Here is a 13,183-nt window from a genome sequence, read left to right as displayed (position 1 = left end):
AGCGCTTGCCGCCGGGTTTTTTTGTGCCATAGCCAGCCACGTTTACCGTTCTTTGCCGAACGCGCTTTACGAGGCATGTCATGGGGATACGGGCATATATGCGGTGGGTCATGGTCTTGCTGCTGTGGACGCTCAGCCTGGTGACTGCACCGCCCGCCGCCGCGACCGCCTTCCCTCTGGCGACCTGTCTCGTCCGCGCAGCACCCGGCATGACGGCGCCGTCCCTGTTCAAGACGCCGGAACGATTCGACTGCACCACCCCACAGCGCCGATTCGGCCCGGGTGATTTCTGGGTCCTGTCACAGCCGCTTCCCGCCGCTCAGCTACGCGGCACCAGCGTGCGTATCGGCAGTATCTGGATGACGCGCATCACGCTCTATGTCCGCTATGCCGATGGTGCGATTCGCCATGTCGGCGTCACGCCAAAAACCGCCCATGAGATCCTGAACCTCGGCGCCGTCCTCTCGCAACCGCTGCCGCGCCATGACGCGCCACCGGTACGTCTCCTGTGGCATGTCGAAGGCGCCACGAACCTTCGCGGCGTCATCCTGCAGCCGGCACTGGCGGATCATGGCGAGGCGGCGACGACCGAGATCGTGCGCGGCGCACTTTACGGCGCGTTTGCCGGCATGGCGATCGCGCTGATCGTCTACAATCTGGCGCTCTGGGGAGCGCTTCGCCAGTCCTTCCAGCCAATTTACTGCCTGCTCGTCCTGTGCCTTCTGGCCTATGTATCGACGTCATCAGGTGCTGCGGGCCAAGTCTTTACGGGCCTCGACAATAACGACCGCCAGCGGCTCAACATACTGTTCCTGGCCGCATCCGCCAGCACAGCACTCCTTTTCGCCCGCAGCTTTTTCGAACGCGCCGTGTTTTCGGGTTGGGTACGGCCGCTCAGCAGTGCGGTGATGGTCGGGCTGGTCGGCATGGCGGGGCTCTGGGTTATGCTCGCCCCCCGCGCGATCCATGTCCTCGATACCGGCATGTCGATCGCATATCTGGGGTTCATCGGGGTTGTGGCGATCATCCTGTGGCGCGCGTGGCGCGTCCGCAGCAATTATCTGTGGTTGTTTGCGCTTGCGTGGGGTGCACCGATCGTCATGTCCGGGCTTCGCATCGCCAGCAGCTTCGGGATGGTCGAGCCGAGCCTGCTGGTCGACAATTCGACGGTCATCGCGATGGCGATCGAGGCGCTTCTGTCGAGCACGGCGATTGCCTATCGCATCCTGTTGCTGAGCCGCGAACGCGACGCTGCGCGGGAACAGGAGATCGCGGCGCGCCTGCTCGCCGATACTGACCCGCTGACCGGCCTGCTTAATCGTCGCGCCTTCCTGGCACGCGCGATTGGCCGCCCCGGCGAGCAGACGCTGCTGATCGCCGACATCGACCATTTCAAGCGGGTCAACGAGACGATCGGTCATGATGGCGGCGACGAGGTGTTGCGGGCCTTCGCCCGTGCGCTCCGCAGCGCACTGCCAACCGATACGCTCATCGCGCGAATTGGTGGCGAGGAGTTTGCTATCCTCGTCGATGCCTCGACATCGGTTTCGCCCTGCGCAATCCGCGACCGTGTCCGCGGCCAGTCGATGCCGTACGATATCACCGTCACCGCCAGCATCGGTACATGCACCGGCCCCCTGTTGCACGACGCCGACTGGAAGACGCTCTACCGCGACGCCGACCGCGCCTTGTTCGAGGCCAAAGCGGCGGGGCGCGATCGATCGCGAAGCGCGGTCAGCCTCGTCTCGGCCGCCTGAATGCGGTGCCTGGTGCCGCGGCTTGTCAAAGCGGATTGACGACGTCAGGATGCAGCTTCCGCCGGGGGAATGACGATGCGTAATCGTAAGGCTGGCCTCGCTGTCGCAGCGCTGGTGCTGACGCTCGCAGTAATGCCGCGACCGACGGCGGATATCCGCCTCATCACGCATGACCCGTCCGACCCCGCGCCGCACAGGATGCAGGCTGCCGTCGACCTGGGGCTGATCGGCATATCGGTGCTTTACACCTGGACCGTCGACCGGTTGCGCTAGAATTCGCGGCAAACTCGGCGCGTGCCGGTCACGGCATAGCCTCCGCCGTCGACGCGTCCTTGACCCCCGTCGCGCGCCTGCTCCATAGCAGCACGCATGGAAACGCCGACCGAAGACCTCTCATTCGAAGAGGCATTGAAAGAGCTGGAGACGATCGTGGGGCAGCTCGAGCGTGGCGATACGCCGCTGCAGCAGGCGATCGAGCTTTACGAACGCGGCAACAAGCTGCGCCAGCGTTGTGCCGATCGGCTCGACGCTGCGCAGGCGCGGATCGAAGCGATCCGGCTCGATGCCGAGGGTAAGCCGGCTGGGGTTCGCCCCTTTGCGGCAGGTTGAGCCGCGCATGACGACCTTGCCGCAATCGCTGGCAGAAGCGCTCGCGGAGGTTTCCGCAGAGATCGACGCGCAGTTCGACGTCCTTCTGGCGATCCCCAAAGATCCGCGTGCGGACCTGTATCGCGCGATGCGTCATGCCGCGATCGGCGGCGGCAAGCGGCTACGCCCGTTGCTCGTTTTCGCGACCGCCAGTCTGTTTGGGGTCGACCGTGCTTGTGCGGCGCGGGTGGCCACGGCCATCGAGGCGATCCATGTCTATTCGCTGATCCATGACGATCTCCCGGCCATGGACGACGACGACATGCGTCGTGGCAAGCCGACCGTCCACAAGATGTTCAGCGAAGCATGCGCGATCCTCGCAGGTGACTGCCTTCACGCGCTGGCGTTCGAGATCCTCGCCGACCCGTCAACGCACCCCGATCCGTTCGTGCGCGCCGATCTGGTGCTCGACCTTGCCAAGGCGTCCGGCCCGACTGGCATGGCCGGCGGCCAGATGATGGATCTCGAGGCGGAGAATGCCCGGTTTGATCTCAACACTGTCACCCGGCTTCAGCAGATGAAGACCGGTGCGCTGATTTTGGCGTCCGTCGAAGCAGGCGCCATTCTTGGCAGGATTGCGCCCGAGGGCCGGGTTGGCCTGCGCGGCTATGCGCACGACCTGGGACTTGCCTTTCAAATTGCTGACGATCTGCTCGATGCCGAAGGCGATGAGACGGCGGCGGGCAAACGTCTCCGCAAGGATGCCGGTGCGGGCAAGGAGACATTCCTGTCGCTGCTCGGCGCGGAGCGCGCGCGTGAACAGGCCCGCATGCTTGTCGAGCAGGCGATCGCGCATCTGCACAGCTATGGCCGCGAGGCCGATCTGCTCCGCGAGATCGCACGCTTCGTGCTTGATCGCGACCGCTGACCTCTTCCGGAGACACCGACCATGACGGCAAGCCAAGAGACCGTAAGGGTCGGTGTTTACCCGGGTACGTTCGACCCGATCACGCTAGGCCATATGGACATCATCCGGCGTGGCGCGAAGCTCGTCGACCGGCTGGTCGTCGGCGTCACGACGAACGCCTCCAAATCGCCGATGTTCACGATCGAGGAACGCATGGCGATGGTGAGGCGTGAGGTAGACGGCGTGGCCGGCGAGATCCACGTGGTCGCGTTCGACTCATTGTTGATGGATTTTGCCGAGCGCGAAGGGGCAAAGGTCATCGTCCGCGGTCTGCGTGCCGTCGCCGACTTCGAATATGAATATCAGATGGCGGGGATGAACCAGCAGATCAATCCGCGGGTCGAGACGGTGTTCCTGATGGCGGATGTCGCGCTGCAGCCGATTGCGAGCAAGCTGGTCAAGGAAATCGCGCTCTTCGGCGGGGACATAGCCAAATTCGTGCCGCCTGCCGTCAGTGAAGAGGTCATTGCCCGCGTCAATCAGATCGGCCGCAAGGGAAGTTGACGCGCGCGGGACGCCAGTCGGCAGACGATGTTCAGTTTGGCGCAAGCACGGATTTGTTCTAAGCGGCGGGCTTCAAGGTCGGCCCCGGCCTCATGGCCAATGCGAGTAGGGATTTGATGCGCTTTTTCGCCGGTATGTTTGCGATCCTCGGGTGCCTCGTCGCGGCGCCTGCGTCCGCCCAGATCATCGATCCCGCCGTTGCCGGACGCGCTACCCCGCCGTTGACGACGGACACGCAGAACCTGCTGCTGCTTGACCTGTCGACGGGGGGCCGGGTCACGATCTGGCTTCGTCCCGACGTCGCCCCTTTGATGGTCGAGCGCATCAAAACCCTGACCCGGCAGCATTTCTACGACGGCCTGGCGTTTCACCGGGTGATCGACGGGTTCATGGCACAGGGCGGCGATCCAAAGGGTGACGGTACCGGTGGCTCACCCCTGCCCGACGTGAAGGCCGAGTTCAATTATCTGCCGCACGTTCGCGGCGCGGTGTCCGCGGCGCGTTCGGAAAAGGAAGACAGCGCGAACAGCCAGTTCTTCATCGTCTTTCAGCCGCGCCTCAGCCTCGACAAGAAATATACCGTGTTCGGCCGGGTGATCGACGGCATGCAATATGTCGACGCCATTGAGCGCGGCGAGCCGCCGGCAAACCCCTCGCGTATCCTGCACGCCTATATCGCTGCGGACAGCCCACCGGCCTATGTCGCCGCGCCCGTTACCCCGCCACCGGCACTGGGCGTGCCTGTAACCCTGCCGGGGACCGGCAGCAGCAAGTCGAGGCCAGCACCGGCGGTCGTTGCAAAGCCCAAGCTTGCCAAGAAGGCCCCCGCGAAGAAGTGAGAATCCGTTGAACGTCGACCTTTTCGACTTCGACCTGCCGACCGACCGTATCGCACTCCGGCCCGAAACGCCGCGCGATGCCGCACGGCTGTTGGTCTTAGACGGGGATGCAACACGCGACCTGCGCGTCACGGATCTGGCTGGACAGCTGCGTCGCGGCGACCTGCTGGTGTTCAACGACACGCGGGTCATTCCGGCGCAGCTCGAAGGGCGTCGTGCTGGGATCGAGCAGGACGGGCAGCTCTCGTCCGGGGCGAAGATCGGGGCGACGCTGCACAAGCGCGAGGGGCCGCGGCGCTGGCGCGCCTTCATTCGAAATGCGCGCCGTCTGCGCGATGGGGATCCGATCGATTTTGGCAACGGCGTCGTCGCCCGGGCGGTCGACCGGGCAGAAGACGGCAGCTACGCGCTCGAATTCGCAGGCGACGAACCGATCGAACTGCTGCTCGATCGCGCGGGGCGAATGCCCTTGCCTCCCTATATCGCGGCGAAGCGCCCGACGGACGCGCGCGACGCCGAGGATTACCAGACAATGTTCGCCGCCGAGCCCGGCGCGGTCGCGGCGCCGACCGCGGCGCTGCACTTCACCCCATCGGTGATGGCGGCGCTCGAGGCTGCGGGCATCGGGAAGGCAACGCTGACGCTGCACGTCGGTGCGGGCACGTTCCTGCCGATGAAGGTGGACGATACCGACGATCACCAGATGCATGCCGAATGGGGCCGGATCGATGCCACCACGGCGGACCAGCTGAATGCGGTGCGCGCCGCCGGCGGCCGGGTGATCGCGGTCGGCACGACATCGCTGCGACTGATCGAGAGCGCGACCGGTGACGACGGCATCATCCGCCCGTTTGAGGGCGACACGGCGATCTTCATCACGCCGGGCTACCGCTTCAAGGGGATCGATGGCCTGATGACCAATTTCCACCTTCCGCGATCGACGTTGTTCATGCTGGTATCGGCGCTGATGGGACGCGAGCGGATGCAGGCCGGCTATGCGCATGCAATTGCGGCCAAGTATCGCTTCTACAGCTATGGCGATGCCAGCCTGCTGCTGCCATGACCGGCCCATGTTGATCCCGTTGATCCTGGCTTTGCAGGTCGTGCCTTCCGCTGGGGTCGCGCAACCGCCCGCAACGATCTTTGCCGAACCGGCCGCAATGCTGGTCGCCGCCTGCGATGGGGATCGCGACGCGCGCGTGACCAGGCCCGAACTCGACACTTGCCTCGCGCGGAGCTTTGCGGGCGCCGAGGGCAGCACGACGGGCAAGATCGGCTATATCGCCTATGCCGACTGGTCGCTGAAATGGCTTGGCGATCGCAACGCCCTGCCCAGTCCCTTCGAAGTCGATCGCGACGGCGATAACGCGATCACCCTTGCCGAGCTTCAGGCCCGATTTGCGCAGTTCTTTCTCCGCTTCGACCGCAACCGGGACGGTGTGCTCGTGCGCGAGGAGCTGCTCACGATCAGAAGCTTCGCCCCCAACGCCCCACCGCGCGGCAAGCGCCGTTAATGGATCATCCCGTGTCCCTTCGTTTCGACTTCACCATTTCTGCCACCGATGGCGCAGCACGCACGGGCCAGATCGCGATGCAGCGCGGCGTGATCCGTACCCCCGCCTTCATGCCGGTCGGCACCGCCGCGACGGTCAAGGCGATGAAGCCCGACGACGTGGCGGCCGCGGGGGCCGACATCATCCTCGGCAACACCTATCATCTCATGCTGCGTCCCGGAGCGGAACGTGTCGCGCGACTGGGCGGGCTTCACGGCTTCATGGGCTGGTCGAAGCCGATCCTGACCGACTCGGGTGGGTATCAGGTGATGAGCCTCGCGGATCTTACCAAGCGGTCCGAGGAAGGGGTGTCGTTCAAATCGCATCTCGATGGCACCCGCCACCTGCTCAGCCCCGAACGGTCGATCGAGATCCAACGATTATTGGGGTCGAACATCGTCATGGCGTTCGACGAGCTTGTCCCGACGACCTCGACGCGTGAAGTTCAGGCCGCGGCCATGGAACGATCGATGCGCTGGGCGAAGCGATCGCGCGACGCCTTCGATGCAGGCGGTGCCCATGCGGAGAACAACGCGATCTTCGGAATCCAGCAAGGCGCGCTGAATGAGTCGTTCCGCAAATCGTCGGCGGACGCGCTGATCGATATCGGCTTCGATGGCTATGCGGTCGGCGGATTGGCGGTCGGCGAAGGACAGGAGGCGATGTTCGGATGCCTGGATTTCGCCCCCGGACAATTGCCCGCCGACAAACCCCGCTATCTGATGGGCGTCGGCAAGCCTGACGATATCGTGGGCGCTGTCGAGCGCGGAATCGACATGTTCGATTGCGTCATGCCGACCCGGTCAGGGCGAACCGGCCAGGCGTTCACGCGCAAGGGGCCGATCAACATCCGCAACGCCCGGTTTGCCGAGGACCAGTCGCCGCTGGCGGCCGACTGTGCCTGCCCGGTCTGCGCCACCTGGAGCCGGGCCTATCTGCATCATCTCGTCCGCGCGGGCGAGATGCTGGGCGCGATGTTGATGACCGAACACAATATCTGGTTCTACGAAACGCTGATGGCAGATCTGCGCGCTGCGATCGCCGCCGGTACATTGACGAAGTTCGCAAATGATTTCCGAGCGGAGTATGGTCGGAAATCGAGTTAGGAGAGTGACGTGACCGACCCCATCACAACGGCTGCCGACGACGATACCCCCAACGAAATCCTCGCCGCAGCCAAGGAAGCAAAGCTTCACGCCGAAGCCGCAGCAAAGGCGACCGTCGAGAAGGCGAAGACCTGGCCGCTTGCAAAGATCGGGCTTGGCGTCGGCATAGGATCTGCCGCCATCGCCGGCGCGGTGCTTTTTAACCGCTCGCGTACCCAGAAGTAAGGACACAGATGCGCCTCCTCCGCTACGCCTTGCTGCTTGGTGCAGCCTGTTGTCCTGCAGCGGTGGTGGCGCAGTCCGCCCCCCCCAAATCTACATCGAACGTGTCGGTAAAACCGCTCGCCTTCACCGAACGCGTGCTGGCCAACGGTTTGCGTGTCTACGCCATCCGGGACACGGCGACACCCAACGTTTCGGTCCAGGTCTGGTATGACGTCGGGTCCAAGGACGATCCCAAGGGCCGGTCCGGCTTTGCCCATATGTTTGAACATCTGATGTTCAAATCGACCCGCAATCTGGTGTCTGAACAGATGGACCGGCTGACCGAAGATGTTGGCGGGTATAACAATGCCTCGACCAACGACGACTATACGAATTATTACGAGGTGGTTCCGGCCAATCACCTGCAGCGTCTGCTGTTTGCAGAGGCCGACCGGATGGCGAGCCTTGTGGTCGAACCTAAAAGCTTCGCGTCTGAACGCGACGTCGTGAAGGAGGAGCTTCGCCAGAGCACCCTTGCCCGGCCCTATGGCAAGCTGTTCTCGCTCTATTATCCCGCGCTTGCCTATGCACGACATCCCTATGCACGTGGTACGATCGGCAGCCTGGAAAATCTCGAAGCCGCCGGCATCGACGACGTCCGCGCCTTTCATGCAACCTATTATCGACCCGACAATGCGGTTCTGGTCGTCTCGGGCAACTTCGAGCCGGCACAGCTCGATCGCTGGATCGACACCTACTTCGCCCCCATCAAGAAGCCGAGCGGGGAAATTCCTCGGGTAACGGTCGCCGAGCCGGCCCGTACCCAAGCCGTGACGCGTACCGTCTACGAGCCCAACACGCCGCTCCCCGCGGTGCTGATCAGCTATCATATCCCGGCGGACCGCGCTGCCGACATCCCTGCGCTCAGTCTCCTGAAAGCGATATTGTCGGAGGGCGAAAGCTCGCGGCTCTACGAAAGCGTCGTCTACCGCGACCAACTTGCGCAGTCCGCCGACGCCATGATCGACAGCAAGCAGTCGACCGGCAATCTGGTCGTCTACGCCATCATGGCCGGGGGCAAGAGCGTCGACGCGGGTGAAGCCGCGCTCAAGCGAGAAATCGCACGGCTGCGCGATGCCCCCGTCACGCCTGCCGAACTGGCCGAGGCGAAGAACGAAATTCTGACAGCGTCGATCATCGCCCGGGAAACCGCCGAAGGAAAGGCGAGCACCCTTGCGTCATCGGTGATCGTGGATGGTGATCCGCGCGCCGCAGACCGCCAGCTCGCGGCCATTGCGCAGGTCACGGCCGCAGATATCCAGCGCGTCGCACGGACCTATCTGGCTGACGCGCAATCCGCGACGATCCGGTATCTTCCGCTCGATGCCAAGCCGGCCGCGACGCGGGTCGCGACGATCGATGTGGCTCCCAGCGTCCACGTCGCCGATCTTAAGGCGCCCGCCAACGTCGAGATCGTTACCCCCGCCGCCGAAGGACAGCGCGTCCTTGCCCCCGCCCCCGGTACACCGATTTCGCCGACCCTGCCCCAGCCGATCTCGACGCAGCTCGCCAATGGCATGCGGCTTATCACCGTAGAGCGGCACGATCTGCCGATCGTCACCGCCTATCTCGTTACCGGTGGCGGCGCGGCAACCGATCCTGCCAATCAAGCAGGCGTCAGCAGCTTGGCGGCCGAGTTGCTGACCAAAGGCACGCGCACGCGAACGGCCACGCAGATAGCACGGGAGATCGAAGGCCTTGGCGGATCGATCGGCAGCGATGCAGGCAGCGACGGTGCCTCCGTCGACGTCACGGTGAAGGCTGATCAGCTTGCCCCCGCGCTGTCGATCCTCGCCGACGTGGCGATGCACCCTGCATTCGCGCCCGACGAAATCGAACGGGCACGGACGCAGCAGGTCGACGCAGTATCACTCGCGCTCAAGAATCCGGCGCAGCTGGCCGCACTGGTCGCCGATCGGGCGGTTCTAGGCACGTCTGCCTATGGCGCGCCGGTCGGCGGAACGCCGATCTCGTTGAAGGCGATCACCCGGGCCGACATCACCGCGGCCTATGCGCGCAGCTTCAGCCCCGATCAGGCTACGCTCATCATGGTCGGCGACGTCACCGCGGCGCAGGCGAAGACGCTGGCCGACGCCCAATTCGGCCCTTGGAAGAAGACCGGCGCGGCGACGACACCCGGCATGCCGATCGATTACCCGGCGCCTCGCGTGATCGTCGTCGACATGCCCGATGCGGGCCAGGCTGGCGTCGTCGTCGCCCGGCCGGCGATCGCGCGCACCGACCCCCGCTATTATTCGCTGGCGGTAGCGAACACCGTACTTGGCGGAGGCTTTTCTTCACGGCTGAACCAGGAAATCCGGATCAAGCGCGGTCTGGCCTATGGCGCCGGCAGCACGCTGGACGCGGGGAAGACACAGGGAACGATTGCCGCGCGGACACAGACCAAGAACCCTACCGCAACGGAAGTGGTCTCGCTGATCGCAACTGAACTGGCGGGCATGGGCAAGGCGCCCGTATCCCCGGGTGAACTGGAAACGCGCAAGGCGGTACTTGTTGGGAATTTCGGGCGCGGGATCGAGACGACGTCCGGCGTTGCGGGAATTTTGGGATCTTATGTCCAGAACGGCGTCAGCGTCGATGAACTGCAGCAGTTTACGGCAAAGGTTGGCGCAGTTGATTCCGCGTCGGTCCAAACCGCAGCCGCGGCGCTGCTCGATCCCAAAAAGGCCAGTATTGTGGTTGTCGGCGATGCCAGGCAGTTCGCCCCCTCGCTCCGTCAAGCCTACCCGCAGACCGAGCTGATCCCCGAGGCTGCGTTAAAGCTCGATACCGCCGCACTTAAATGACTCTCGTCGGGACACACGCGGGCATTCGGTAGCGGAACGATAGGGTTTCCTGCAATATGGCTGGCCGTCTTTGATGACGGTGGCGCAAGGATAGCGGGATTTTGAACACGACGCGCTGGGCCTCCCGGTCATCGAGACGGCGATGGTTGCCGGTGGCCATATCCGGCGTGATCGCGTCGACCGCGCTGTTTGCGCACGCAGCGTTCCGTGACGCGCCAAGGGATGCCGGGACACCTTTGCGTGGCGGCAATGGCGAGGGGCGCCATAGCAATGCTCTTGAGAGCATTCCCAGGGACTTTGGGGCTCCCGTCCCCGGAGTGACGGGAACGACCGCCCTCCCCAAGGTGCCCAGATCCGTTAATGTTCCTACGAGGGATACCGGCGTCATGTCAGGACGTCCCTTTTCGATGACGGGGACGAGTGCCGCGGACAGGGCGCGGGCGTTGTTCTGCCTGACGATGGCAATATATTACGAGGCCGCGTCCGAGCCTGATGCCGGGCAACGCGCGGTCGCGCAGGTCATTCTCAATCGTGTCCGCCATCCCGCCTTCCCGGCAAGCGTCTGCGGCGTGGTCTATCAGGGGCCGCATTCGGGCGGGGCACCGACTGCATGTCAGTTTAGCTTTGCCTGTGACGGTGCCACCGCGCACGCGCCGGCCAGGTTTGCCTGGGTCCGGGCTGAGCGGAATGCGGCGATGGCTTTGGCGGGCTATGTCTACACTCCGGTCGGACTGGCAACGCATTATCATACCTATGCCGTCACGCCGCCCTGGAGCCGTAGTCTGGTGATGACGGCGGTCGTCGGTGCACATTTCTTCCACCGGTGGCGAGACTATTGGGGCACCGTTGCTGCCTTTAACCAGCACTATCTCGGTCACGAGCCCGTGCCAGGCGGGGCCACCGGGGCGGCATTTGCAGTACTCTCGACCACAGCGCTGCCTGATAGCGCGGGTGGCACCAGAGGCGATTCAGGTCCGGCTGACACCATGTCGGCGACGGTTCCAACAAGTGCGGTCGCTCGTGCGTCGACGCCAATCGAAGCGGATCGATTACCGCCCGCGCCGGAAATCCTCGACAAATGGAAGGATACAGGTGGAGTGCGCTGACGGTGCGGCGTGTAGCCACGCTCAAACGCTAAATATGGAAACGGCCGCCGATGGCGGCGGCCGTTCTAAGCCGATCTTATTCGGCGGGGATCATCGGGGTATTTGCCATGCGCTCGCCACCGGGAGGGGCAGCTTCGCGGGCGGCGCGCAACGTCTGCGTGCGCTCGGCACGGTTGGCCATGTCATCCCAGGCCTTTTCGGCACGGCGGCAGCGGTCGCGGACATTGTCGAGCGAGGCGGCATCGCCGTTGCGACGCTCTTCTTCAGCGCGGGCCCGGTAGAATTCTGGATTATCGGCCATGCTGCTGCGCTCCTGAGGAACTAGAGGAAGTAGGCGCGGCGGCCATAAGAGCCGCCGCGCCGCGACCGAAATCAGTCATCGGCGGACAAGTCCGCCGACAGCCTCAGTCGGCCGGCTGGAGGTTCACAGCCGACTGCTTGCCGCGCTTGTCGGGCTCGAGCTCGTAGGTGACGCGCTGGTTCTGGTTCAGCGTCGGCATGCCGGCGCGCTCAACCGCGGTGATGTGCACAAATGCGTCGTTGCCACCGCCATCGGGAGCGATGAAGCCATAGCCCTTGTCGGCGTTGAAGAACTTTACGGTGCCAGTGATAGCCATGCGATGGCTCCTTCTTTGTTATGGGGCAATCCGAGGTTCGGACCGCCCGATGCCGCGGAGCAGGGAAAGAAGGAGAAAGGTGCCGCAAAGCGCCAAGAACCGTCGATATGCGACTGTAGCAAATCTCCATATGGGCCAGACGACCCGAAATTGCAAATCTGGCGGTGTTTTTAGACGACCATTACCATCAGAAAGTCCTCCCGCAGCACCAAGACCGGCGGCGTAACATATCGCCGCCGGCCCCGGTCATTAGCGGCAGCGTGCCGGGGTGTTGCCGCGATCGACCGCGCGTCCGGCGAGCGCGCCGCCGGCGGCGCCGAGCACGGTGCCGAGAAGTCCCGAACCGCCGGGCGCGATCACGTTGCCGAGCACGCCGCCGGCCACGCCGCCGACGATCAGACCGGTCGTCCCGTCGTTGCGGCGGCAATAATAGCGGCCGTCATTGCCGCGATAGATGCGGTCGTTGTTCGACAGGCGGCGTTCGCGGTAGCGGCGGTCGTCGCGGTAGTAGCGGCCGGCGTCGTAGCTGCCATAGGCGGGGTCGGGCCGGTTATAGTCATAGGACCGATAGCGCGGGTCGACGCCGTAGCGGTCGCCGCCACCGCCGACGCAGCCGGCGATCAGGGTGGAGGCGGCCATAAGGCCCAGCGTCATAGCGCGCATTTCGTGTCCTTTCAGGGGTTTGTCGGTATCACCTCAATGCTCGGCGCCGGCCTTGGTTGCCGGCGCCGGCGCACTCAGTCCTGCAGACCCGCGGGAACGGTGCCGCCATTCTTGGCCAGTTCGCGCATCACGGCCTTGTGCAGCCAGATGTTCATTTCCGCGCTGCCGTCCTTGGCACCGGTATAGCCGAGCTCGGTGGCCAGTTCCTTGCGGTTGTCGAGGCTGGAGTCGAGGTCGAGCAGCTTCATCAGGTCGACGATCGAGCTGCGCCAGTTGAGGTCCGAATTCTTGCGCGACGCCATGCCCGAGAGCACCGCCTCGACATCGACCGGCTGGGTGGCGGCGGGGGCGGTCTGCGGAGTGGGCGCTGCCGGCGCCGCGGGGGCGGGCTTCGGGGCGATGGCGGCGGGGG

General features: G+C 64.5%; 16 protein-coding genes. 12 read left to right on the top strand and 4 right to left on the bottom strand.

The window, feature by feature from the left end; translation table 11 throughout:
* Positions 1–110: 110 nt before the first annotated feature.
* The 12 genes from sphsw_RS06985 (at position 111) to sphsw_RS18755 (ending at position 11,491) form a co-directional block, all read left to right on the top strand.
* Positions 111–1,757 carry a GGDEF domain-containing protein gene (locus sphsw_RS06985; RefSeq protein ID WP_031439976.1) on the top strand — a complete coding sequence of 549 codons (1,647 nt, stop codon included), beginning with the start codon at positions 111–113 and terminating at the stop codon, positions 1,755–1,757.
* A 75-nt stretch (positions 1,758–1,832) separates the two neighbouring features.
* Positions 1,833–2,030 carry a hypothetical protein gene (locus tag sphsw_RS06980; RefSeq protein ID WP_031439975.1) on the top strand — a complete coding sequence of 66 codons (198 nt, stop codon included), beginning with the start codon at positions 1,833–1,835 and terminating at the stop codon, positions 2,028–2,030.
* A gap of 96 nt (positions 2,031–2,126) precedes the next feature.
* Positions 2,127–2,366, top strand: coding sequence for an exodeoxyribonuclease VII small subunit (locus sphsw_RS06975; protein WP_031394986.1), 240 nt, complete (start codon positions 2,127–2,129; stop codon positions 2,364–2,366).
* A 7-nt stretch (positions 2,367–2,373) separates the two neighbouring features.
* Positions 2,374–3,273 carry a polyprenyl synthetase family protein gene (locus tag sphsw_RS06970; protein ID WP_031439974.1) on the top strand — a complete coding sequence of 300 codons (900 nt, stop codon included), beginning with the start codon at positions 2,374–2,376 and terminating at the stop codon, positions 3,271–3,273.
* 21 nt (positions 3,274–3,294) lie between these two features.
* Positions 3,295–3,816 carry a pantetheine-phosphate adenylyltransferase gene (coaD, locus tag sphsw_RS06965; protein ID WP_031439973.1) on the top strand — a complete coding sequence of 174 codons (522 nt, stop codon included), beginning with the start codon at positions 3,295–3,297 and terminating at the stop codon, positions 3,814–3,816.
* 116 nt (positions 3,817–3,932) lie between these two features.
* Positions 3,933–4,655, top strand: coding sequence for a peptidylprolyl isomerase (locus sphsw_RS06960; RefSeq protein WP_031439972.1), 723 nt, complete (start codon positions 3,933–3,935; stop codon positions 4,653–4,655).
* Positions 4,656–4,662: 7 nt separating this feature from the next.
* Complete coding sequence (gene queA / locus sphsw_RS06955) at positions 4,663–5,718, top strand: tRNA preQ1(34) S-adenosylmethionine ribosyltransferase-isomerase QueA (protein WP_031439971.1); 1,056 nt, start codon at positions 4,663–4,665, stop codon at positions 5,716–5,718.
* Complete coding sequence (locus sphsw_RS06950; RefSeq protein WP_327195636.1) at positions 5,651–6,169, top strand: EF-hand domain-containing protein; 519 nt, start codon at positions 5,651–5,653, stop codon at positions 6,167–6,169. The genes queA and sphsw_RS06950 overlap by 68 nt, the downstream gene beginning before the upstream one ends.
* Positions 6,169–7,314 (top strand): tRNA guanosine(34) transglycosylase Tgt, encoded by a 1,146-nt coding sequence (gene tgt, locus sphsw_RS06945; protein ID WP_031439969.1) that lies wholly within the window; start codon positions 6,169–6,171, stop codon positions 7,312–7,314. Before sphsw_RS06950 ends, tgt begins: the two co-directional genes overlap by 1 nt.
* 9 nt (positions 7,315–7,323) lie before the next feature.
* Entirely contained in the window at positions 7,324–7,539 is a 216-nt protein-coding gene (locus tag sphsw_RS06940) for a hypothetical protein (protein ID WP_197975095.1), read from the top strand.
* Between the two features lie 8 nt (positions 7,540–7,547).
* A complete protein-coding gene (locus tag sphsw_RS06935) occupies positions 7,548–10,385 on the top strand; it encodes a M16 family metallopeptidase (protein WP_031439968.1) in 2,838 nt (945 codons plus the stop codon).
* Between the two features lie 443 nt (positions 10,386–10,828).
* Entirely contained in the window at positions 10,829–11,491 is a 663-nt protein-coding gene (locus sphsw_RS18755) for a cell wall hydrolase (protein WP_414712111.1), read from the top strand.
* 76 nt (positions 11,492–11,567) lie between these two features.
* Here the strand turns inward: sphsw_RS18755 and sphsw_RS06925 are convergent, their stop codons facing one another.
* The 4 genes from sphsw_RS06925 to sphsw_RS06910 form a co-directional block, all read right to left on the bottom strand.
* Positions 11,568–11,792 (bottom strand): hypothetical protein, encoded by a 225-nt coding sequence (locus sphsw_RS06925; protein WP_031439967.1) that lies wholly within the window; start codon positions 11,790–11,792, stop codon positions 11,568–11,570.
* Between the two features lie 103 nt (positions 11,793–11,895).
* Positions 11,896–12,108, bottom strand: a complete 213-nt coding sequence (locus tag sphsw_RS06920; protein WP_031394996.1) for a cold-shock protein — start codon at positions 12,106–12,108, stop codon at positions 11,896–11,898.
* Positions 12,109–12,357: 249 nt separating this feature from the next.
* A complete protein-coding gene (locus sphsw_RS06915) occupies positions 12,358–12,771 on the bottom strand; it encodes a glycine zipper 2TM domain-containing protein (protein WP_031394997.1) in 414 nt (137 codons plus the stop codon).
* 74 nt (positions 12,772–12,845) lie between these two features.
* Positions 12,846–13,183 (bottom strand): DUF3597 domain-containing protein (locus sphsw_RS06910; RefSeq protein WP_031439966.1); only part of this gene is annotated, 338 nt, incomplete at its 5' end.

It is taken from the genome of Sphingomonas sp. FUKUSWIS1 (assembly GCF_000733135.1).
Classification (GTDB): domain Bacteria; phylum Pseudomonadota; class Alphaproteobacteria; order Sphingomonadales; family Sphingomonadaceae; genus Sphingomonas; species Sphingomonas aerolata.
This window is presented reverse-complemented; position numbering and strand designations above follow the sequence as displayed.

What these genes read in the sequence shown, in the direction of transcription:
- sphsw_RS06985 (WP_031439976.1), top strand. Translation starts at nt 111, where the DNA reads ATGGTCTTGCTGCTGTGGACGCTCAGCCTGGTGACTGCACCGCCCGCC.
- sphsw_RS06980 (WP_031439975.1), top strand. Translation starts at nt 1,833, where the DNA reads ATGCGTAATCGTAAGGCTGGCCTCGCTGTCGCAGCGCTGGTGCTGACG.
- sphsw_RS06975 (WP_031394986.1), top strand. Translation starts at nt 2,127, where the DNA reads ATGGAAACGCCGACCGAAGACCTCTCATTCGAAGAGGCATTGAAAGAG.
- sphsw_RS06970 (WP_031439974.1), top strand. Translation starts at nt 2,374, where the DNA reads ATGACGACCTTGCCGCAATCGCTGGCAGAAGCGCTCGCGGAGGTTTCC.
- coaD (WP_031439973.1), top strand. Translation starts at nt 3,295, where the DNA reads ATGACGGCAAGCCAAGAGACCGTAAGGGTCGGTGTTTACCCGGGTACG.
- sphsw_RS06960 (WP_031439972.1), top strand. Translation starts at nt 3,933, where the DNA reads ATGCGCTTTTTCGCCGGTATGTTTGCGATCCTCGGGTGCCTCGTCGCG.
- sphsw_RS06950 (WP_327195636.1), top strand. Translation starts at nt 5,651, where the DNA reads ATGCGCATGCAATTGCGGCCAAGTATCGCTTCTACAGCTATGGCGATG.
- tgt (WP_031439969.1), top strand. Translation starts at nt 6,169, where the DNA reads ATGGATCATCCCGTGTCCCTTCGTTTCGACTTCACCATTTCTGCCACC.
- sphsw_RS06935 (WP_031439968.1), top strand. Translation starts at nt 7,548, where the DNA reads ATGCGCCTCCTCCGCTACGCCTTGCTGCTTGGTGCAGCCTGTTGTCCT.
- sphsw_RS06925 (WP_031439967.1), bottom strand. Translation starts at nt 11,792, where the DNA reads ATGGCCGATAATCCAGAATTCTACCGGGCCCGCGCTGAAGAAGAGCGT.
- sphsw_RS06920 (WP_031394996.1), bottom strand. Translation starts at nt 12,108, where the DNA reads ATGGCTATCACTGGCACCGTAAAGTTCTTCAACGCCGACAAGGGCTAT.
- sphsw_RS06915 (WP_031394997.1), bottom strand. Translation starts at nt 12,771, where the DNA reads ATGCGCGCTATGACGCTGGGCCTTATGGCCGCCTCCACCCTGATCGCC.